This is a genomic window from Radiobacillus kanasensis, from assembly GCF_021049245.1.
In the GTDB taxonomy this organism is placed as follows: Bacteria; Bacillota; Bacilli; order Bacillales; family Amphibacillaceae; genus Radiobacillus; species Radiobacillus kanasensis.
Genome location: NZ_CP088020.1, coordinates 36,647 through 58,415, shown reverse-complemented (window position 1 = coordinate 58,415; position 21,769 = coordinate 36,647). Strand labels below are relative to the sequence as shown.

The 21,769-nt window shown below is 45.6% G+C and carries 11 protein-coding genes, 9 tRNA genes, 6 rRNA genes and 1 other RNA gene; all 27 read right to left on the bottom strand.

All coding sequences use genetic code 11. The features are described from left to right. Window positions 1-59: 59 nt before the first annotated feature. The gene (gene clpC / locus KO561_RS00300) at window positions 60-2,492 is read right to left on the bottom strand and encodes an ATP-dependent protease ATP-binding subunit ClpC (protein WP_231095109.1); all 2,433 of its coding nucleotides are present in this window, start codon (window positions 2,490-2,492) and stop codon (window positions 60-62) included. 27 nt (window positions 2,493-2,519) lie between these two features. Next, on the bottom strand, window positions 2,520-3,584 hold the full coding sequence (locus KO561_RS00295; protein WP_231095108.1) for a protein-arginine kinase McsB: 1,065 nt from the start codon (window positions 3,582-3,584) through the stop codon (window positions 2,520-2,522). Beyond that, the gene (locus KO561_RS00290; protein WP_231095107.1) at window positions 3,584-4,123 is read right to left on the bottom strand and encodes a protein-arginine kinase activator protein McsA; all 540 of its coding nucleotides are present in this window, start codon (window positions 4,121-4,123) and stop codon (window positions 3,584-3,586) included. The genes KO561_RS00295 and KO561_RS00290 overlap by 1 nt, the downstream gene beginning before the upstream one ends. A 21-nt stretch (window positions 4,124-4,144) precedes the next feature. Next, entirely contained in the window at window positions 4,145-4,603 is a 459-nt protein-coding gene (locus KO561_RS00285) for a CtsR family transcriptional regulator (RefSeq protein WP_231095106.1), read from the bottom strand. 137 nt (window positions 4,604-4,740) lie between these two features. After that, the gene (locus tag KO561_RS00280) at window positions 4,741-5,436 is read right to left on the bottom strand and encodes an MgtC/SapB family protein (protein WP_231095105.1); all 696 of its coding nucleotides are present in this window, start codon (window positions 5,434-5,436) and stop codon (window positions 4,741-4,743) included. 309 nt (window positions 5,437-5,745) lie between these two features. After that, window positions 5,746-5,861: ribosomal RNA gene (rrf, locus tag KO561_RS00275) — 5S ribosomal RNA — on the bottom strand. Between the two features lie 76 nt (window positions 5,862-5,937). Then, a 23S ribosomal RNA gene (locus KO561_RS00270) occupies window positions 5,938-8,855 on the bottom strand. A 226-nt stretch (window positions 8,856-9,081) separates the two neighbouring features. Further along, window positions 9,082-10,644: ribosomal RNA gene (locus KO561_RS00265) — 16S ribosomal RNA — on the bottom strand. Window positions 10,645-10,731: 87 nt separating this feature from the next. Further along, window positions 10,732-10,807, bottom strand: a tRNA-Ala gene (locus tag KO561_RS00260). Window positions 10,808-10,823: 16 nt separating this feature from the next. Further along, a tRNA-Pro gene (locus KO561_RS00255) sits at window positions 10,824-10,900 on the bottom strand. A 4-nt stretch (window positions 10,901-10,904) separates the two neighbouring features. Further along, window positions 10,905-10,981, bottom strand: a tRNA-Arg gene (locus KO561_RS00250). Window position 10,982: 1 nt separating this feature from the next. Continuing rightward, a tRNA-Leu gene (locus KO561_RS00245) sits at window positions 10,983-11,071 on the bottom strand. Window positions 11,072-11,084: 13 nt separating this feature from the next. Continuing rightward, window positions 11,085-11,159 (bottom strand) — tRNA-Gly (locus KO561_RS00240). 9 nt (window positions 11,160-11,168) lie between these two features. Then, window positions 11,169-11,253: transfer RNA gene (locus KO561_RS00235), tRNA-Leu, on the bottom strand. 8 nt (window positions 11,254-11,261) lie between these two features. Next, window positions 11,262-11,337 (bottom strand) — tRNA-Lys (locus KO561_RS00230). Between the two features lie 216 nt (window positions 11,338-11,553). Beyond that, window positions 11,554-11,629 (bottom strand) — tRNA-Thr (locus KO561_RS00225). 3 nt (window positions 11,630-11,632) lie between these two features. Continuing rightward, a tRNA-Val gene (locus tag KO561_RS00220) sits at window positions 11,633-11,708 on the bottom strand. 6 nt (window positions 11,709-11,714) lie between these two features. After that, a 5S ribosomal RNA gene (gene rrf, locus KO561_RS00215) occupies window positions 11,715-11,830 on the bottom strand. 408 nt (window positions 11,831-12,238) lie between these two features. Continuing rightward, window positions 12,239-15,155: ribosomal RNA gene (locus tag KO561_RS00210) — 23S ribosomal RNA — on the bottom strand. 228 nt (window positions 15,156-15,383) lie between these two features. Then, a 16S ribosomal RNA gene (locus KO561_RS00205) occupies window positions 15,384-16,946 on the bottom strand. Together the 16S, 23S and 5S rRNA genes with 9 tRNA genes alongside form the textbook arrangement of a ribosomal RNA operon. A gap of 397 nt (window positions 16,947-17,343) precedes the next feature. Then, window positions 17,344-17,607, bottom strand: coding sequence for a pro-sigmaK processing inhibitor BofA family protein (locus KO561_RS00200; protein WP_231095104.1), 264 nt, complete (start codon window positions 17,605-17,607; stop codon window positions 17,344-17,346). Between the two features lie 81 nt (window positions 17,608-17,688). After that, window positions 17,689-17,901 (bottom strand): YaaL family protein, encoded by a 213-nt coding sequence (locus tag KO561_RS00195; protein ID WP_231095103.1) that lies wholly within the window; start codon window positions 17,899-17,901, stop codon window positions 17,689-17,691. A 25-nt stretch (window positions 17,902-17,926) separates the two neighbouring features. Further along, window positions 17,927-18,523 carry a recombination mediator RecR gene (gene recR, locus KO561_RS00190; RefSeq protein WP_231095102.1) on the bottom strand — a complete coding sequence of 199 codons (597 nt, stop codon included), beginning with the start codon at window positions 18,521-18,523 and terminating at the stop codon, window positions 17,927-17,929. A 15-nt stretch (window positions 18,524-18,538) separates the two neighbouring features. Beyond that, the gene (locus KO561_RS00185) at window positions 18,539-18,862 is read right to left on the bottom strand and encodes a YbaB/EbfC family nucleoid-associated protein (RefSeq protein WP_231095101.1); all 324 of its coding nucleotides are present in this window, start codon (window positions 18,860-18,862) and stop codon (window positions 18,539-18,541) included. Window positions 18,863-18,876: 14 nt separating this feature from the next. Next, window positions 18,877-20,574, bottom strand: coding sequence for a DNA polymerase III subunit gamma/tau (dnaX, locus tag KO561_RS00180; protein ID WP_231095100.1), 1,698 nt, complete (start codon window positions 20,572-20,574; stop codon window positions 18,877-18,879). A 135-nt stretch (window positions 20,575-20,709) separates the two neighbouring features. Continuing rightward, window positions 20,710-20,975: signal recognition particle sRNA large type (gene ffs / locus KO561_RS00175), an RNA gene on the bottom strand. A gap of 171 nt (window positions 20,976-21,146) precedes the next feature. Next, complete coding sequence (gene tadA / locus KO561_RS00170) at window positions 21,147-21,620, bottom strand: tRNA adenosine(34) deaminase TadA (protein WP_231095099.1); 474 nt, start codon at window positions 21,618-21,620, stop codon at window positions 21,147-21,149. Window positions 21,621-21,769 lie beyond the last annotated feature (149 nt).

The window sequence follows — 21,769 nt, the reverse complement described above, 5'->3', positions numbered from 1 at the left end:
AATCGGAAGGCAGAGACCCTCCGATTTTTAGATGGGTGCACAGCATGGGTATTCAGTTTTTACTTACCGGAAACTGTGAATTCACCTTTTTTATTAACATCAATTTTTATTTTTTGACCTTGTTTAATGTTTTCTTTCAAAAGCTCTTCAGATAATAAATCTTCTACGTTTTTCTGAAGGGAACGACGTAATGGTCTTGCCCCATATTCCGGATCAAAGCCTTCATCGGCAATTTTTTCAATCGCTTTATCTGATAGTTTAAAGTCGATGTCTTGTTCAGCCAGACGCTTTTGTAGCTGTTCCGCCATGAGTGTGACGATATCCGTCATATGCTTCTTCTCAAGAGAGTGGAAGACAATAATTTCATCGATACGGTTTAAAAACTCTGGACGGAATGCTTTTTTCAATTCATTCATGACTTTAGATTTCATATCTTTATAATTCGCTTCTTCATCCCCTAAACTAAAGCCAACGTATTTATTGTTCTTCAGCTCACTTGCCCCTACGTTAGAGGTCATGATTAAAATCGTATTACGGAAGTCAACTACTCTTCCCTTTGAATCAGTTAGACGACCATCCTCTAACACTTGTAACAAGATATTAAATACTTCCGGATGGGCTTTTTCCACCTCATCTAATAGGACAACAGAATATGGCTTTCTTCTCACCTTTTCTGTTAACTGACCACCTTCTTCATATCCGACATATCCCGGTGGGGAACCGACTAGACGTGAAGTGGAATGTCTTTCCATGTATTCAGACATATCGATACGAATCATCGAATCTTCATCCCCAAACATGGATTCCGCTAAAGCTCTTGCAAGCTCTGTTTTCCCGACACCAGTCGGACCTAAGAAGATAAAGGAACCAATTGGTCGCTTTGGATCTTTCAATCCGGCTCTTGCACGGCGGATTGCTTTGGAAATCGACTTCACCGCTTCTTCTTGGCCGATAACACGGTCGTGCAAGACTTCTTCCATGTTTAACAAACGCTCGGTTTCATCCTTCGTCAACTTAGAGACCGGCACTCCCGTCCAAGTCGAGACGACACTAGCAATATCTTCTACGGTTACTTCGGAACTTTCCTGCCCTTGTTTTTCCTTCCACTCATCCTTTGTTTTATCCAACTCATCACGTAGGCGTTGCTCACTATCACGTAGAGATGCTGCTTTTTCAAATTCTTGGCTTTGAACCGCTGCATCTTTTTCTTTTTTGATTTCATCTAGGCTTTGTTCCAGCTCTTTTAAGTTCGGTGGAGCTGTGTAAGAACGTAATCTTACTTTAGAAGAAGCCTCATCAATCAAGTCAATCGCTTTATCTGGTAGGAAACGATCTGTAATGTAGCGGTCAGAAAAATTAGCTGCCGCTTCAATCGCTTCATCCGTGATGGTTACACGGTGGTGTGCTTCATAACGATCGCGAAGACCTTTCAAGATTTGAATAGATTGCTCTAAAGTCGGCTCATTCACTTGAATCGGTTGGAATCTTCTTTCTAACGCTGCATCTTTTTCAATGTATTTACGATATTCATCTAGTGTGGTCGCACCAATACATTGAAGCTCACCACGCGCTAGAGATGGCTTCAAGATGTTGGAGGCATCAATCGCACCTTCTGCTCCACCAGCTCCAATTAGCGTGTGTAGTTCATCGATAAATAAAATGATGTTTCCTGCCTGACGAATCTCTTCCATTACTTTTTTCAAACGATCTTCGAATTCCCCACGATATTTCGTACCAGCAACAACGGTACCCATATCTAAGGTCATCACTCGTTTATCGCGAAGAATTTCTGGGATTTCGTTGTTCACAATCTGCTGCGCTAACCCTTCGGCGACAGCAGTTTTACCAACACCAGGCTCCCCGATTAGAACAGGATTGTTTTTCGTTCTACGACTAAGCACTTGAATAACTCTCTCAATTTCTTTTTCCCGACCAATAACTGGGTCAATGTTTCCTTCTTTTGCGATTGCCGTTAAGTCACGTGCTAAAGAATCCAGTGTAGGCGTATTCGCTGTTGCCGATTGCCCACCACGGCCATGTTGACCACCGCTAGACTCATTGCTACCTAAAAGCTGAAGTACTTGCTGACGGGCTTTGTTTAAGCTTACACCTAGGTTATTTAAAACTCTTGCCGCAACTCCTTCTCCTTCACGTATAAGCCCGAGAAGGATGTGCTCTGTGCCTACGTAAGAATGACCAAGCTTTCTCGCTTCATCCATAGAAAGCTCAATAACCTTCTTCGCTCTCGGTGTATAGTGAATGGTTTGGGACACCTTTTGTCCCCTACCAATTAACTGCTCTACTTCTTCTTGGATTTTTTCTGTTTCTAATCCTAGGGAGTGAAGGGCTTTTGCAGCGATACCTTCTCCTTCACTAATCAATCCAAGCAATATATGTTCTGTGCCTATATTATTATGACCTAACCGCACAGCTTCTTCTTGGGATAAAGCCAATACTTTTTGTGCTCTTTCTGTAAAACGGCCAAACATCATTTAGAATTCCTCCTTACATTTTTACGTCTAGTTTTCCAGTTTAAAGCGTTGTCGAATAAGTGATGCTCGTAGTATATCTCTTTCTTGTGCGGATAGTGTTTTCCCTGCATATTGTTGCAAAAAACCGGGTTGAGTTAAAATCATTAGCTCATTTAAAATGGTATTCGATATATTTTCTATATATCCGACATCAATCCCTAAACGAACGTCAGATAAACAACTAGCTGCTTCTTTAGATTCTATGATTCTGCTATGCTCTAAGACACCATATGAACGAAAAATTCGATTTTCCAATTGAATGCCATTTTCATCCAATAATCTTGAACGTGCTTCCCGTTCTTGAACAATCAACTTTTCCACGACACTTTGAAGATCCTGAACAATATCCAATTCAGATTTTCCTAAGGTAATTTGGTTGGAAATTTGAAAAATGTTCCCTAATGCTTCACTACCTTCACCGTAAATACCTCTTACAACTAATCCAAGCTGGTTAATGGCAGGCATCATACGATTGATTTTTTGTGTAATAGCAAGAGCCGGAAGGTGCATCATAACCGATGCTCTCATTCCTGTTCCAACATTCGTTGGACAGCTCGTTAAATAGCCTCGATTTTCATCAAACGCGTAATCCACCTTTTCCTCTAACCAATCATCCAACTCGAAAGCTTTCTGTAATGCTTTTTCTAATTGAAAGCCGGGAAAATACAATTGTATTCGAATATGGTCCTCTTCATTCACCATGATGGACACTTGTTCATTTTTGGAAATAAGAGCACCAGATTCTTCTGATGCACCCGCTAGATAAGGACTGATCAGATGCTTTTCAACTAGCACTCTTTTCTCAATCGGCTTTAAGTCCTTCATTTTGATTAATTCTAAGTCTTCATAAGCTTGGAATGTTTGCTGATTATATTGCTCTTCAAAAAAGGAAAGGACCTCGGATAAATTTTCACGGTCAGCGATAATAGGGAATGCAATGTTATCGAAGTTTCGCGCTAAACGGATTCTACTACTCATTACAATATCGCAATCCGGTCCATCTTCCTTCATCCAAGGACTTATCGCTTCATTTATAAACTGTTGGAAAGACATTAGGACTCATCCTCCCCAGCACTTTTACTTTTCTCTAACGCTTTTATTTGATCTCGAACCTGTGCAGCTTGCTCAAATTCTTCTGCATCAATAAGGGTTCTGAGCTTTTCCTTGTATGTTTGAATCTGTTGTTTGTGTTTAATATCTATTCCGATTCGACTAGGAACTTTTCCCTTGTGCTCCGAGTTTCCGCTATGTACCCTTCTTAATATAGGGTTCAGGCGGTCTGAGAATGTCTCATAACAACTAGCGCATCCAAACTTTCCGATTCTTGCAAATTCCTGATAGGACATTCCACATTTCGGGCACGTTAATCCTGGATCTGGATAAGCCGCTTTTTTCTGCTCACTTAACGTTTTTGAATCAAAATTAAAAAGACCAGATAGTAAATCATGAAGGGTGTACGCTTCTTCTTCAAAAGAAATATATCCTTTCTCTTTTGCGCATTGTTCGCAAACTCTGATTTCTGTTTTATTCCCATTCACGATTTTTGTGAACTTCAAACTAGCCTGACGCTCATGACACTCCTGACATTCCAAAACCGTCCTCTCCCTTCTTATTTAATATTTCAATGTCGAAAGCATAGCGGTTAATATCCTGGAGCGAATTTCATCACGAACAGGTAACGGAAATACCAACGTATCTCGACTAATCGCACTGACCATAATCTTTGCTTCTCTTTTGGTAATCAGTTCTTCCTCATACATTCTTTCCAAAATATCTACTGCTGCTTGCTGCGTAACCTGAGGATTAATCATCCCTATAATTTCATCAATGAGCTTCGCTTTATCCTCATGTTTAATTCGTATAATTCGGATATAGCCACCGCCACCACGCTTGCTTTCCACCATATATCCTCTTTCGACTGTAAATCGTGTGTTAATCACATAATTAATTTGAGAAGGGACACATTGGAAACGGTCAGCAATTTCACTTCGCTTAATTTCTACGGTATTTTTGTCATTTGTTTTTAAGATTTGTTTTAAGTACTGCTCAATGATATCTGAAATGTTACTCATGCTGCCTCCCCTTTCGTTTGACTTTGACTATCTTTGACTTTATCCTAATTATACTACGAATTTAGCTGCTTGCAACCATATTATCTCTATCATCATCTTTGCCCTTTTCTAAACAAAAGAAACAGATAAATTTTCATTTAATGAAAATCGTAGGATTCTCTGACTTCTTGAATTCCCTCTAAACCCACTAATATGTCATATAACTTGTGTTTGCTAAAAGATTTCTTCCATACAATTTCCATTTCAACAATTAAACGATTTTGTTTATCTCGACTCCATTCTAATTTTCTCGTTGTTACCTTTACCTCTTTTAAAGCATTTTCCAAATCTACAAAGCTCCAATTTGTATCTGTGACCAGTTGAAGGATTTGACTTTCTTTCCTTTTAAGAAAGAACTTTTCAAACTTGTTTAAAAAAATTAGACTTAACAAAATAATAATTGTTGTGAACAAAGCTATATCGTACATACCAGCTCCAACCACTAAGCCTATACCCGCTACTGTCCAGATAGAAGCAGCAGTTGTTAGGCCTCTTATATTCATTCCATTCACAATAATAGTTCCTGCACCAAGAAAACCGATACCACTAATTACATAAGAAGGAATTCTAGCCGGACCAAATCTCACTTTCTCACTATTATCCATAAAATTTTCAAATCCGTATAAAGACAATAACATCATCAAACAGGAACCGACACCAACTAATATGTGTGTTCGAAACCCTGCCGACTGGTTTTTTAATTCGCGTTCAAATCCAATAGCCCCCGATAGGGTTAGTGCAATTAGTATTTTGCTGATCATCGGAAGAAAATTGGAATGTAACAAATACTCCATAATGGCCTCCTTGTTGCGATATCTTGTTAAAATAAGTCTGATTCATATGTATGTTAATACTTATTCATCATACCCTTTTTTGTATTTTTCTAAATCTAAATGAACTGGAATGGAAAAGAATGCTTAGGAATACGTAGAAAAAGCACCTTGCGGAGGTGAGTAAGTGTTCAATCGTAGATGGCGTATAAAGAAACAAAGTGGGTAGGCTAGTCTTGATTATTGTCATGCCCACACCAAGCAATATTACATTTTTAAAGAAAACAAAAAAGCCTTTCATACAAGTTTCCTTGAACGAAAGACTTCTAATCTGCCTAGCGGTGTCCTACTCTCGCAGGGGCAATGCCCCAACTACCATGGGCGCTAAAGAGCTTAACTACTGTGTTCGGCATGGGAACAGGTGTGACCTCTTTGCTATAACCACTAGACCTTGAAGTTCCAACTGGAACTTTTATAGAGTTTGCACCCTAAAAACTAGATAAGAGTTAAGACATTCATAAGATTTAAGTTAAGTCCTCGATCGATTAGTATTCGTCAGCTACACATGTCACCATGCTTCCACCTCGAACCTATCAACCTCATCGTCTCTGAGGGATCTTACTCATTTAAAATGATGGGAAGTCTCATCTTGAGGGGGGCTTCATGCTTAGATGCTTTCAGCACTTATCCCTTCCACACGTAGCTACCCAGCTATGCTCCTGGCGGAACAACTGGTGCACCAGCGGTGTGTCCATCCCGGTCCTCTCGTACTAAGGACAGCTCCTCTCAAACTTCCTGCGCCCACGACGGATAGGGACCGAACTGTCTCACGACGTTCTGAACCCAGCTCGCGTACCGCTTTAATGGGCGAACAGCCCAACCCTTGGGACCGACTACAGCCCCAGGATGCGATGAGCCGACATCGAGGTGCCAAACCTCCCCGTCGATGTGGACTCTTGGGGGAGATAAGCCTGTTATCCCCGGGGTAGCTTTTATCCGTTGAGCGATGGCCCTTCCATGCGGAACCACCGGATCACTAAGCCCGACTTTCGTCCCTGCTCGACTTGTAGGTCTCGCAGTCAAGCTCCCTTCTGCCTTTACACTCTTCGAATGATTTCCAACCATTCTGAGGGAACCTTTGGGCGCCTCCGTTACTCTTTGGGAGGCGACCGCCCCAGTCAAACTGCCCACCTGACACTGTCTCCGAACCGGATTACGGTCCTGGGTTAGAAGGTCCGTACAGCCAGGGTGGTATCCCACCGACGCCTCCACCGAAGCTAGCGCTCCGGTTTCTCAGGCTCCCACCTATCCTGTACAAGCTGTACCAACATTCAATATCAGGCTACAGTAAAGCTCCACGGGGTCTTTCCGTCCTGTCGCGGGTAATGCGCATCTTCACGCATAGTATAATTTCACCGGGTCTCTCGTTGAGACAGTGCCCAAGTCGTTGCACCTTTCGTGCGGGTCGGAACTTACCCGACAAGGAATTTCGCTACCTTAGGACCGTTATAGTTACGGCCGCCGTTTACTGGGGCTTCGGTTCAACGCTTCGCCTTGCGGCTAACGCATCCCCTTAACCTTCCAGCACCGGGCAGGTGTCAGCCCCTATACTTCGCCTTTCGGCTTCGCAGAGACCTGTGTTTTTGCTAAACAGTCGCTTGGGCCTTTTCACTGCGGCTTCTCATGCAAGAAGCACCCCTTCTCCCGAAGTTACGGGGTCATTTTGCCGAGTTCCTTAACGAGAGTTCTCCCGATCACCTTAGGATTCTCTCCTCGCCTACCTGTGTCGGTTTGCGGTACGGGCACCTCTTTCCTCACTAGAGGCTTTTCTTGGCAGTGTGAAATCAGGAACTTCGGTACTAAATTTCCCTCCCCATCACAGCTTGTGATTGCCAGACGGATTTGCCTATCTGACTCACTCACTGCTTAGACGCACACATCCATCGGTGCGCTTTCCTTATCCTACTGCGTCCCCCCGTCGTTCAAACGGAAAGGAGGTGGTACAGGAATATCCACCTGTTGTCCATCGCCTACGCCTTTCGGCCTCGGCTTAGGTCCCGACTAACCCTGAGCGGACGAGCCTTCCTCAGGAAACCTTAGGCATTCGGTGAAGAAGATTCTCACTTCTTTTTCGCTACTCATACCGGCATTCTCACTTCTAAGCGCTCCACCAGTCCTTACGGTCTGACTTCGCTGCACTTAGAACGCTCTCCTACCATTGTTCGGAAGAACAATCCACAGCTTCGGTGATACGTTTAGCCCCGGTACATTTTCGGCGCAGAGTCACTCGACCAGTGAGCTATTACGCACTCTTTAAATGGTGGCTGCTTCTAAGCCAACATCCTGGTTGTCTAAGCAACTCCACATCCTTTTCCACTTAACGTATACTTGGGGACCTTAGCTGGTGGTCTGGGCTGTTTCCCTTTCGACTATGAACCTTATCACCCATAGTCTGACTCCCAAGATAAAGTAGCTGGCATTCGGAGTTTGACTGAATTCGGTAACCCGATGAGGGCCCCTAGTCCAATCAGTGCTCTACCTCCAGTACTCATTTCTTGAGGCTAGCCCTAAAGCTATTTCGGAGAGAACCAGCTATCTCCGTGTTCGATTGGCATTTCACCCCTACCCACACCTCATCCCCGCACTTTTCAACGTGCGTGGGTTCGGGCCTCCAGTCAGTGTTACCTGACCTTCACCCTGGACATGGGTAGATCACACGGTTTCGGGTCTACGACCCCTTACTATAACGCCCTATTCAGACTCGCTTTCGCTGCGGCTCCGTCTATACAACTTAACCTTGCAAGAGATCGTAACTCGCCGGTCCATTCTACAAAAGGTACGCCGTCACCCGTTAACGGGCTCCGACTACTTGTAGGCACACGGTTTCAGGATCTATTTCACTCCCCTTCCGGGGTGCTTTTCACCTTTCCCTCACGGTACTGGTTCACTATCGGTCACTAGGGAGTATTTAGCCTTGGGAGATGGTCCTCCCGGATTCCGACGGAATTTCACGTGTTCCGCCGTACTCAGGATCCACTCTGGAGGAAACAGTCTTTCGATTACAGGGCTCTTACCTTCTTCGGCTGATCGTTCCAGATCGATTCGTCTACACTATTTCTTTGTAACTCCGTATAGAGTGTCCTACAACCCCAGAAAGCAAGCTTTCTGGTTTGGGCTAATTCCGTTTCGCTCGCCGCTACTCAGGAAATCGCATTTGCTTTCTCTTCCTCTGGGTACTAAGATGTTTCAGTTCCCCAGGTCTGCCTCCTATACCCTATGTATTCAGATATAGGTACTACTCCATTACGAGTAGTGGGTTTCCCCATTCGGAAATTCCCGGATCAACGCCTACGTACGGCTCCCCGAGACATATCGGTGTTCGTCCCGTCCTTCTTCGGCTCCTAGTGCCAAGGCATCCACCGTGCGCCCTTCTTCACTTAACTAATTTGTCTGTGAAAAGACGTGGTTTGTTACTGTTGAATGTCTTGTATTAGTCTAGTTTCCGTTCTCAAAGAACTTCCACTATTCTAATGCTCTTATCTAGTTTTCAAGGTACAAAAAACCACAATAAAGTGGCATTGAGAGCGTTAATCCCTCAAAACTGAACCAAACGAACCAGTATGTTCTCTGACCAGCTCCGAAGAGCTGGCTTCCGTTATCTTTCCTTAGAAAGGAGGTGATCCAGCCGCACCTTCCGATACGGCTACCTTGTTACGACTTCACCCCAATCATTGGCCCCACCTTCGGCGGCTGGCTCCTAAAAGGTTACCTCACCGACTTCGGGTGTTGCCAACTCTCGTGGTGTGACGGGCGGTGTGTACAAGGCCCGGGAACGTATTCACCGCGGCATGCTGATCCGCGATTACTAGCGATTCCGGCTTCATGTAGGCGAGTTGCAGCCTACAATCCGAACTGAGAATGGTTTTATGGGATTTGCTTCACCTCGCGGCTTCGCTGCCCTTTGTACCATCCATTGTAGCACGTGTGTAGCCCAGGTCATAAGGGGCATGATGATTTGACGTCATCCCCACCTTCCTCCGGTTTGTCACCGGCAGTCACCTTAGAGTGCCCAACTAAATGCTGGCAACTAAGATCAAGGGTTGCGCTCGTTGCGGGACTTAACCCAACATCTCACGACACGAGCTGACGACAACCATGCACCACCTGTCACTCTGTCCCCGAAGGGAAAGCTCTATCTCTAGAGTGCTCAGAGGATGTCAAGACCTGGTAAGGTTCTTCGCGTTGCTTCGAATTAAACCACATGCTCCACCGCTTGTGCGGGCCCCCGTCAATTCTTTTGAGTTTCAGCCTTGCGGCCGTACTCCCCAGGCGGAGTGCTTAATGCGTTAACTTCAGCACTAAGGGGCGGAAACCCCCTAACACCTAGCACTCATCGTTTACGGCGTGGACTACCAGGGTATCTAATCCTGTTCGCTCCCCACGCTTTCGCGCCTCAGCGTCAGTTACAGACCAGAGAGTCGCCTTCGCCACTGGTGTTCCTCCACATCTCTACGCATTTCACCGCTACACGTGGAATTCCACTCTCCTCTTCTGCACTCAAGTTCCCCAGTTTCCAATGACCCTCCACGGTTAAGCCGTGGGCTTTCACATCAGACTTAAGAAACCGCCTGCGCGCGCTTTACGCCCAATAATTCCGGACAACGCTTGCCCCCTACGTATTACCGCGGCTGCTGGCACGTAGTTAGCCGGGGCTTTCTCGTCAGGTACCGTCAAGGTACAAGCAGTTACTCTTGTACTTGTTCTTCCCTAACAACAGAACTTTACGATCCGAAAACCTTCATCGTTCACGCGGCGTTGCTCCGTCAGACTTTCGTCCATTGCGGAAGATTCCCTACTGCTGCCTCCCGTAGGAGTCTGGGCCGTGTCTCAGTCCCAGTGTGGCCGATCACCCTCTCAGGTCGGCTACGCATCGTTGCCTTGGTAGGCCATTACCCTACCAACTAGCTAATGCGCCGCGGGTCCATCTATAAGCGACAGCAAAAGCCGCCTTTCAACTTTCTCCCATGCAGGAAATAGTATTATCCGGTATTAGCCCCGGTTTCCCGGAGTTATCCCAGTCTTATAGGCAGGTTACCCACGTGTTACTCACCCGTCCGCCGCTCGTTCCACCATCGTCACCCCGAAGGGATCAGATGGCTTCCCGCGCTCGACTTGCATGTATTAGGCACGCCGCCAGCGTTCGTCCTGAGCCAAGATCAAACTCTCCAATAGAGTTTTGAGTTCTTTACTCAATTTAAAGCTAGCTAAATTCTTACTTAACATACTGGTTGTTTTGTTCAGTTTTCAAGGATCAAAAAATGGTGGAGCCTAGCGGGATCGAACCGCTGACCTCCTGCGTGCAAAGCAGGCGCTCTCCCAGCTGAGCTAAGGCCCCATAATTAAATTTTTCATGGTCGGGAAGACAGGATTCGAACCTGCGACCCCTTGGTCCCAAACCAAGTGCTCTACCAAGCTGAGCTACTTCCCGTTAATGGCGCGCCCGAGAGGAGTCGAACCCCTAACCTTTTGATCCGTAGTCAAACGCTCTATCCAATTGAGCTACGGGCGCATGGTGCCGAGGGCCGGACTTGAACCGGCACGATAGTCACCTATCGCAGGATTTTAAGTCCTGTGTGTCTGCCAATTCCACCACCCCGGCATGGCAAATTATCTGGAGCGGAAGACGGGATTCGAACCCGCGACCCCCACCTTGGCAAGGTGGTGTTCTACCACTGAACTACTTCCGCATTAAGAATTGGTGCGGGTGGAGGGACTTGAACCCCCACGTCAAGAGACACTAGATCCTAAGTCTAGCGCGTCTGCCAATTCCGCCACACCCGCAATAAAAATGGTGAGCCATGCAGGATTCGAACCTGCGACCCTCTGATTAAAAGTCAGATGCTCTACCAACTGAGCTAATGGCTCGTTAAGTGTTTGTTCTCTTAATTAATTTGAGCGTCCATTCTGTAAACCCCTGTATCTACAAGATGAGTCGAAGATGATTGATGCTTCGGGGTTACTCGCAGCTTATTCGGTAGATGTATTGCTCGTTGCTCTACCAACTGAGCTAATGGCTCATTATTCACCAAGATGAGCAAAAAGCTCATAATATTTACTAACTATAATATAGATGGTATTAGGTGGTGCCGGCCAGAGGACTTGAACCCCCAACCTACTGATTACAAGTCAGTTGCTCTACCAATTGAGCTAGACCGGCATATGGTGGAGGATGCAGGGCTCGAACCTGCGACCCCCTGCTTGTAAGGCAGGTGCTCTCCCAGCTGAGCTAATCCTCCGATACCGCCTGGCGGCGTCCTACTCTCGCAGGGGCAATGCCCCAACTACCATGGGCGCTAAAGAGCTTAACTACTGTGTTCGGCATGGGAACAGGTGTGACCTCTTTGCTATAACCACCAGACCTTAAATCTAATTTTATTGTATGACCCCTGCATCTACAAGCTTATTCAAAGATGCTCAATGCTTCGGGGTTACTCGTAGAGTATTCGGTGGATGAAAAGCTCGTTGCTATAACCACCAGACATTGTCTCTTTAATTTTCAAGGACAAGGTATATTATATTGACTTTGAATATAAAATGCAAGTCTTTTTTTAGATTTCTTTAACTTGATTCTATGCATCAATTGGGATTTGCACCCTAAAAACTAGATAAGAGTTAAGACATTCAATTGCTTAGACTGAAACAGTCTAGCTGCGCGGGCTAGACACTCGCGTCATAAGTCATTCCCTTACAAGTCCTAAGATCATGGTCTTTCCAGGGACTGTCTTATGCGTGTCGTGTCTGAGCGAGCCCGCTCCGCTTTCTAAATTTAGTTAAGTCCTCGATCGATTAGTATTCGTCAGCTACACATGTCACCATGCTTCCACCTCGAACCTATCAACCTCATCGTCTCTGAGGGATCTTACTCATTTAAAATGATGGGAAGTCTCATCTTGAGGGGGGCTTCATGCTTAGATGCTTTCAGCACTTATCCCTTCCACACGTAGCTACCCAGCTATGCTCCTGGCGGAACAACTGGTGCACCAGCGGTGTGTCCATCCCGGTCCTCTCGTACTAAGGACAGCTCCTCTCAAACTTCCTGCGCCCACGACGGATAGGGACCGAACTGTCTCACGACGTTCTGAACCCAGCTCGCGTACCGCTTTAATGGGCGAACAGCCCAACCCTTGGGACCGACTACAGCCCCAGGATGCGATGAGCCGACATCGAGGTGCCAAACCTCCCCGTCGATGTGGACTCTTGGGGGAGATAAGCCTGTTATCCCCGGGGTAGCTTTTATCCGTTGAGCGATGGCCCTTCCATGCGGAACCACCGGATCACTAAGCCCGACTTTCGTCCCTGCTCGACTTGTAGGTCTCGCAGTCAAGCTCCCTTCTGCCTTTACACTCTTCGAATGATTTCCAACCATTCTGAGGGAACCTTTGGGCGCCTCCGTTACTCTTTGGGAGGCGACCGCCCCAGTCAAACTGCCCACCTGACACTGTCTCCGAACCGGATTACGGTCCTGGGTTAGAAGGTCCGTACAGCCAGGGTGGTATCCCACCGACGCCTCCACCGAAGCTAGCGCTCCGGTTTCTCAGGCTCCCACCTATCCTGTACAAGCTGTACCAACATTCAATATCAGGCTACAGTAAAGCTCCACGGGGTCTTTCCGTCCTGTCGCGGGTAATGCGCATCTTCACGCATAGTATAATTTCACCGGGTCTCTCGTTGAGACAGTGCCCAAGTCGTTGCACCTTTCGTGCGGGTCGGAACTTACCCGACAAGGAATTTCGCTACCTTAGGACCGTTATAGTTACGGCCGCCGTTTACTGGGGCTTCGGTTCAACGCTTCGCCTTGCGGCTAACGCATCCCCTTAACCTTCCAGCACCGGGCAGGTGTCAGCCCCTATACTTCGCCTTTCGGCTTCGCAGAGACCTGTGTTTTTGCTAAACAGTCGCTTGGGCCTTTTCACTGCGGCTTCTCATGCAAGAAGCACCCCTTCTCCCGAAGTTACGGGGTCATTTTGCCGAGTTCCTTAACGAGAGTTCTCCCGATCACCTTAGGATTCTCTCCTCGCCTACCTGTGTCGGTTTGCGGTACGGGCACCTCTTTCCTCACTAGAGGCTTTTCTTGGCAGTGTGAAATCAGGAACTTCGGTACTAAATTTCCCTCCCCATCACAGCTTGTGATTGCCAGACGGATTTGCCTATCTGACTCACTCACTGCTTAGACGCACACATCCATCGGTGCGCTTTCCTTATCCTACTGCGTCCCCCGTCGTTCAAACGGAAAGGAGGTGGTACAGGAATATCCACCTGTTGTCCATCGCCTACGCCTTTCGGCCTCGGCTTAGGTCCCGACTAACCCTGAGCGGACGAGCCTTCCTCAGGAAACCTTAGGCATTCGGTGAAGAAGATTCTCACTTCTTTTTCGCTACTCATACCGGCATTCTCACTTCTAAGCGCTCCACCAGTCCTTACGGTCTGACTTCCCTGCACTTAGAACGCTCTCCTACCATTGTTCGGAAGAACAATCCACAGCTTCGGTGATACGTTTAGCCCCGGTACATTTTCGGCGCAGAGTCACTCGACCAGTGAGCTATTACGCACTCTTTAAATGGTGGCTGCTTCTAAGCCAACATCCTGGTTGTCTAAGCAACTCCACATCCTTTTCCACTTAACGTATACTTGGGGACCTTAGCTGGTGGTCTGGGCTGTTTCCCTTTCGACTATGAACCTTATCACCCATAGTCTGACTCCCAAGATAAAGTAGCTGGCATTCGGAGTTTGACTGAATTCGGTAACCCGATGAGGGCCCCTAGTCCAATCAGTGCTCTACCTCCAGTACTCATTTCTTGAGGCTAGCCCTAAAGCTATTTCGGAGAGAACCAGCTATCTCCGTGTTCGATTGGCATTTCACCCCTACCCACACCTCATCCCCGCACTTTTCAACGTGCGTGGGTTCGGGCCTCCAGTCAGTGTTACCTGACCTTCACCCTGGACATGGGTAGATCACACGGTTTCGGGTCTACGACCCCTTACTATAACGCCCTATTCAGACTCGCTTTCGCTGCGGCTCCGTCTATACAACTTAACCTTGCAAGAGATCGTAACTCGCCGGTCCATTCTACAAAAGGTACGCCGTCACCCGTTAACGGGCTCCGACTACTTGTAGGCACACGGTTTCAGGATCTATTTCACTCCCCTTCCGGGGTGCTTTTCACCTTTCCCTCACGGTACTGGTTCACTATCGGTCACTAGGGAGTATTTAGCCTTGGGAGATGGTCCTCCCGGATTCCGACGGAATTTCACGTGTTCCGCCGTACTCAGGATCCACTCTGGAGGAAACAGTCTTTCGATTACAGGGCTCTTACCTTCTTCGGCTGATCGTTCCAGATCGATTCGTCTACACTATTTCTTTGTAACTCCGTATAGAGTGTCCTACAACCCCAGAAAGCAAGCTTTCTGGTTTGGGCTAATTCCGTTTCGCTCGCCGCTACTCAGGAAATCGCATTTGCTTTCTCTTCCTCTGGGTACTAAGATGTTTCAGTTCCCCAGGTCTGCCTCCTATACCCTATGTATTCAGATATAGGTACTACTCCATTACGAGTAGTGGGTTTCCCCATTCGGAAATTCCCGGATCAACGCCTACGTACGGCTCCCCGAGACATATCGGTGTTCGTCCCGTCCTTCTTCGGCTCCTAGTGCCAAGGCATCCACCGTGCGCCCTTCTTCACTTAACTAATTTGTCTGTGAAAAGACGTTTGGTTTGTTACTGTTGAATGTCTTGTATTAGTCTAGTTTCCATTCTCAAAGAACTTCCACTATTCTAATGCTCTTATCTAGTTTTCAAGGTACAAAAAACCACAATAAAGTGGCATTGAGAGCGTTAATCCCTCAAAACTGAACCAAACGAACCAGTATGTTCTCTGACCAGCTCCGAAGAGCTGGCTTCCGTTATCTTTCCTTAGAAAGGAGGTGATCCAGCCGCACCTTCCGATACGGCTACCTTGTTACGACTTCACCCCAATCATTGGCCCCACCTTCGGCGGCTGGCTCCTAAAAGGTTACCTCACCGACTTCGGGTGTTGCCAACTCTCGTGGTGTGACGGGCGGTGTGTACAAGGCCCGGGAACGTATTCACCGCGGCATGCTGATCCGCGATTACTAGCGATTCCGGCTTCATATAGGCGAGTTGCAGCCTACAATCCGAACTGAGAATGGTTTTATGGGATTTGCTTCACCTCGCGGCTTCGCTGCCCTTTGTACCATCCATTGTAGCACGTGTGTAGCCCAGGTCATAAGGGGCATGATGATTTGACGTCATCCCCACCTTCCTCCGGTTTGTCACCGGCAGTCACCTTAGAGTGCCCAACTGAATGCTGGCAACTAAGATCAAGGGTTGCGCTCGTTGCGGGACTTAACCCAACATCTCACGACACGAGCTGACGACAACCATGCACCACCTGTCACTCTGTCCCCGAAGGGAAAGCTCTATCTCTAGAGTGTTCAGAGGATGTCAAGACCTGGTAAGGTTCTTCGCGTTGCTTCGAATTAAACCACATGCTCCACCGCTTGTGCGGGCCCCCGTCAATTCTTTTGAGTTTCAGCCTTGCGGCCGTACTCCCCAGGCGGAGTGCTTAATGCGTTAACTTCAGCACTAAGGGGCGGAAACCCCCTAACACCTAGCACTCATCGTTTACGGCGTGGACTACCAGGGTATCTAATCCTGTTCGCTCCCCACGCTTTCGCGCCTCAGCGTCAGTTACAGACCAGAGAGTCGCCTTCGCCACTGGTGTTCCTCCACATATCTACGCATTTCACCGCTACACGTGGAATTCCACTCTCCTCTTCTGCACTCAAGTTCCCCAGTTTCCAATGACCCTCCACGGTTAAGCCGTGGGCTTTCACATCAGACTTAAGAAACCGCCTGCGCGCGCTTTACGCCCAATAATTCCGGACAACGCTTGCCCCCTACGTATTACCGCGGCTGCTGGCACGTAGTTAGCCGGGGCTTTCTCGTCAGGTACCGTCAAGGTACAAGCAGTTACTCTTGTACTTGTTCTTCCCTAACAACAGAACTTTACGATCCGAAAACCTTCATCGTTCACGCGGCGTTGCTCCGTCAGACTTTCGTCCATTGCGGAAGATTCCCTACTGCTGCCTCCCGTAGGAGTCTGGGCCGTGTCTCAGTCCCAGTGTGGCCGATCACCCTCTCAGGTCGGCTACGCATCGTTGCCTTGGTAGGCCATTACCCTACCAACTAGCTAATGCGCCGCGGGTCCATCTATAAGCGACAGCCGAAGCCGCCTTTCAACTTTCTCCCATGCAGGAAAAAGTATTATCCGGTATTAGCCCCGGTTTCCCGGAGTTATCCCAGTCTTATAGGCAGGTTACCCACGTGTTACTCACCCGTCCGCCGCTCGTTCCACCATCGTCACCCCGAAGGGGTCAGATGGCTTCCCGCGCTCGACTTGCATGTATTAGGCACGCCGCCAGCGTTCGTCCTGAGCCAAGATCAAACTCTCCAATAGAGTTTTGAGTTCTTCACTCAAATAAAGCTAGCTAAAATCTTACTTAACATACTGGTTGTTTTGTTCAGTTTTCAAGGATCAATATCTTTTGTTGTTGTTTTAGCGACAACTTTTATATCATATCAAGTTATCATCCGAAAGTCAACAACTTTTTATTTATTATTTTTCGTCTATATCCCAACGACATTCTATTATGCAAGAACTGTCGAAGCGACGTTTATTAATATAACAATTTTTAAATGGATAGTCAATGCTATTATGTAGCCCAATTAATTTCAAGTGCCTACTCTTAATGTAGATACAACTGTTCCTAAAGTAAACTATGCCGTAGCAAGCAGACTGAGCCTTTATTTCACTTCTACGGTCAACTGATATAAAAAAAGAGCCTCTTCGGCTCTTACAAGATAAAGATATGAACAGCTGTTAATGACGCTAATCCTGGTATTCCTAAAAAACCTGCCACTACAGCTGTAAATATATTTATCGGTAGATGTAATCCTAACGATGCACCAAATACATTGAAAAAGAATAAAAACAGAACTCCAATAACTAGCTTCACCGTGCCTTTTGCTAAAAATCGCATCGGCTTTAGTGGTGCGCCTACAATTAAAAGAATCGCAATTAATGCAACAACACCTATAATGACTACAGTAGCATCCAATTCTTTTCCCCCTCTAGACTTGTCCTTTCTACTTAACGTATGAAAGAAATAGAGGAAAAAGAACAGCTTTCCTTTAATAATTTAAAAGCGTGCACTTATTTTTCTATGTCTTGCCTCTTTTAATAGATAGAAGTATTTCGCTTCTGCTATTGCGAGGTCAAACAATCCCTGCTCGCTTGGCTCCACACTTTTTTCTATAATGGATTTTAAGCTCATCCACTCATGTTTTAATTGATACGTTCTATCTAATAGTTGTTCGTCTATCTCTTTTCGCTTGATCTTTTTTCCAAACACGAGGATCACCTTCCATTAAGGAGTGTTACAGTTCACGTCTTCCTTCAAGTGCTTTTGACAATGTTACCTCATCTGCATACTCCAAATCTCCACCCATAGGTAAACCATGCGCGATACGAGTTGTTTTAATACCAGAAGGTCGAACTAATCTGGATATATACATAGCTGTAGCTTCCCCTTCTATGTTCGGGTTCGTTGCCAAAATTAATTCTTCCACTTCTTCGTCCTTCAATCGATTTAATAGAGAAGGAACATTAATGTCCTCTGGACCAATGCCATCCATTGGAGAGATAGCACCATGTAAGACATGATATTTCCCACGGAATTCTTTCATTTTTTCCATCGCGATAACATCTTTCGGATCCTGTACGACACAAATAAGGGAGCTATCCCGGGAGTCATCCTGACAAATCGCACAAGGATCTTCATCTGTAATATGCCCACAAATTGAACAATGCGTCAGTTCTCGTTTTGCATTTACTAACGATTTGGCAAAATCTAGCACATCATCCTCTTTCATATTCAAAACAAAAAAAGCCAGTCGAACCGCAGTTTTCGGTCCGATTCCTGGCAGTTTTGTAAAGCTATCTATCAGCTTGGATATCGGTTCAGGATAGTACATACAAAACCATTCCTCCTAGAACATTCCTCCAGGTAAATTTAAGCCCTTTGTAAATTGTCCCATTGTATCATTTGTTTTATCTTCTACTTGTTTTAATACATCATTCGTTGCTGTAATAATTAAATCTTGAAGCATTTCCACATCATCTGGATCGACTACTTCTTCTTTAATTTCTACCTCTACAATTTCTTTTTTACCGTTGGCCACCACTTTGACCATTCCACCACCAGCAGATGCTTCAAATGACATTTCCTGAAGATCTTCTTGAGCCTTCATCATATCTTTTTGCATTTTTTGCATTTGCTTCATCATTTTATTCATATTTCCACCACCACGCATGGAAACCCCTCCTTTTATTGATCATGAATTTCTAATAAATCGTCACCAAAAAGCTTTCTAGCTTCGCTAACAACAGGGTCGTCTTCTTCCGCTTCCCCATTCTCACCCGCTTCTTGCTGACGTTGTTTCTTAACAAAGTCTTCCCTAATATCTTGCCAATCTGATTCAGGTATCGGAATGATAGATAGCTCCTTACCCATCGTATCCGTTATTAAAGATTCTATCGTTTGTTTATGGTCTAAAGCAAGCGAACAGTGAATCTCATAACGAAAAGCTACAACGAGAGCATTATCTGATGCTGCTCTTGGTTTACTGTTCTGAATGGTGGCATGGGCAGGTGCATTTTGCTTTTTCAAAGCATCCATAAAACGCGCCCAATTTTCTTGTACCATTTTTAAATTTGGTTTAGACGCTTCACTAAGGACTTGGCGAATTCTTTCAAACGGCACTCGATAACTATTTTTCGTGGATTTTGTTTGGGTTCGTTTCGGTGCAGGAGCAGATGGCTGCTGTCCACTCACCTGCGGTGGATTTGCTTTGATATTATTTAATTCTTTTTCTAGACTATTGATCTTTTGCTCTAATCTTTGGATCACTTCGTTATCAAAAGCGGGACCTGTTGCACTAGCTTGAATATCAGCCATTTTCAAAATGGCAATTTCTATAAATACTTTTGGGCTGTTCGTCCATTTCATTTCTTGCTGACACTCATTTAAGTAAGAAATGGCTTCTTGGATCCAAGCAGGGCTTACTTTCCCCGCCAATTCCTTAAAGGAATCATTTAAAACGGCTCGTTCCAAAATTTCCGCTAATCCTGGTGCACTTTGATATAAAAGGACATCCCGCAAGTAATAAATCAAATCAAACACAAATCGCCCAGGATCTTTTCCTTCTTGAATAAAGATATCCACTAAGCGAAGGGTTTCTTGTATATCCTTCTCATAAATCTTCGTAATAATTTGTACCATTGCATCTTGAGAAACTGAGCCTGTTACCGCAAGTACGTCCTCTATAGAGACCTCATCTTCACTATACGAAATTGCTTGGTCTAATAGACTAAGGGCATCGCGCATTCCACCTTCTGCGGAAATCGCAACGGCTTCCAGAGCCTCTTTACTTACCGTTAATCCTTCTGACTCTGTGATATGTTGCATTCTTTCTACCATAGAACTTTGCGTAATTCGTTTAAAATCAAATCGTTGACATCTCGAGATGATGGTTAAAGGAATTTTATGAGGCTCTGTCGTAGCCAAAATAAAGATGACATGCTTAGGTGGTTCTTCCAAGGTTTTTAATAACGCATTAAAAGCACCAATAGACAACATGTGAACTTCATCAATGATATACACTTTATATGGGACAGAGCTCGGTGCGTATTTTACTTTATCCCGAATATCACGGATTTGTTCTACCCCATTATTAGAAGCAGCATCAATTTCAATGACATCAGAGATCGAACCATCTTGAATACCTCGACAAGCGGAGCATTCATTACACGGTTCTTTAACAGGAGACTGTTCACAATTGAGCGTTTTCGCGAAAATTTTGGCAGCACTAGTCTTTCCTGTACCACGAGGGCCAGAAAAAAGATAAGCATGTGTAAATTTTTCTTGAACGATAGCATTTTGTAAAGTTCTCGTGATATGTGTTTGTCCTACAACATCCGCGAAGCTTTTCGGTCGCCATACACGATAGAGTGCTTGGTAAGTCATTTATGTTCTCCTAACCTAACGTAGTCACATTACTATTATTATACCCGAACTTCTTAAAGAATGGGAACCTTCCACTTGTGTAAAAGAAAAACCTCCTATCCCATTAGAATAAGAGGTTTTTCACTATGTATAAAACCGTGCACCCACCTTCGATAGAACAGCCCTAAGCGTTACTTAAGTTCATGACTCGACCCAGGCTTCCCTGCGGCACACAGAAAGCACCACTTACTGCTGCTTCCTTCCGGATCTGACAGGGTTCACGGGTTCCTGTTGCGCAGGACCCGGGTGTCAACATCAATTCCTTAAGGCAGACCTTAAAGCCGAACTACCTCGGGTGGGAATTCAGTCCCGCTATAGCGGATTGCGAGTACAGGGCACCGCTACCTCCCCACCTAGCACGGCAAAGTTGCTACCAAATTGTTAAGGCGCTTTTATAGCGCATGTACTAGTATATCGAGTTTTATAAAAAAATGCAATGGCTCCTGTACTGTAAATATTTCCTTTTCGTGTTTGTTCAAAAAAGAAGATAAATAGCGCAAAGTACTTACTCTTCACTTTTTGAACATCCCCTTTTACGATTCCAACTGATTCTTTTTTCTCTCACGTAATTCCTTAAAAAATTGTCGAAGTACTTCTCCACATTCCTTTTGAAGAACACCACCAACTACTTCAGCCCGGTGGTTGAAGCGAGGTTCCTCCAATAAATTCATAATCGATCCAGCACAACCCGCTTTCGGGTCATACGCCCCAAATACCACTTTTGGAATTCGAGCTTGTACAATCGTTCCTGCACACATTGGGCAGGGCTCCAACGTGACATATAACGTGCATTCCTCTAACCGCCAGCTCCCTATTACCTGGTTCGCTCGTTCAATGACAATCATTTCAGCATGTGATGCTGTCGTTTGGTCTACTTCCCTCTGATTAAAACCAGTTGCAATCACGCTTCTGTCATGCACGATTACAGCTCCAATGGGGGCTTCTCCCTTTGCAGATGCCTTTCTAGCTTCATCCAATGCTAGTTGCATAAAATAGGTATCGTTCATTTCATCACTCTTCTTATTATAGGTATCTTAATTTTCGTATAGTGTACCAAAAATCTTCATGGACTCCAATTTCCTACAAATCTCTTATTAGAAGATTATAGAAATATAGAACCTTTCCTCTTTCCCTTTCATAGGCTAATCATGGAATA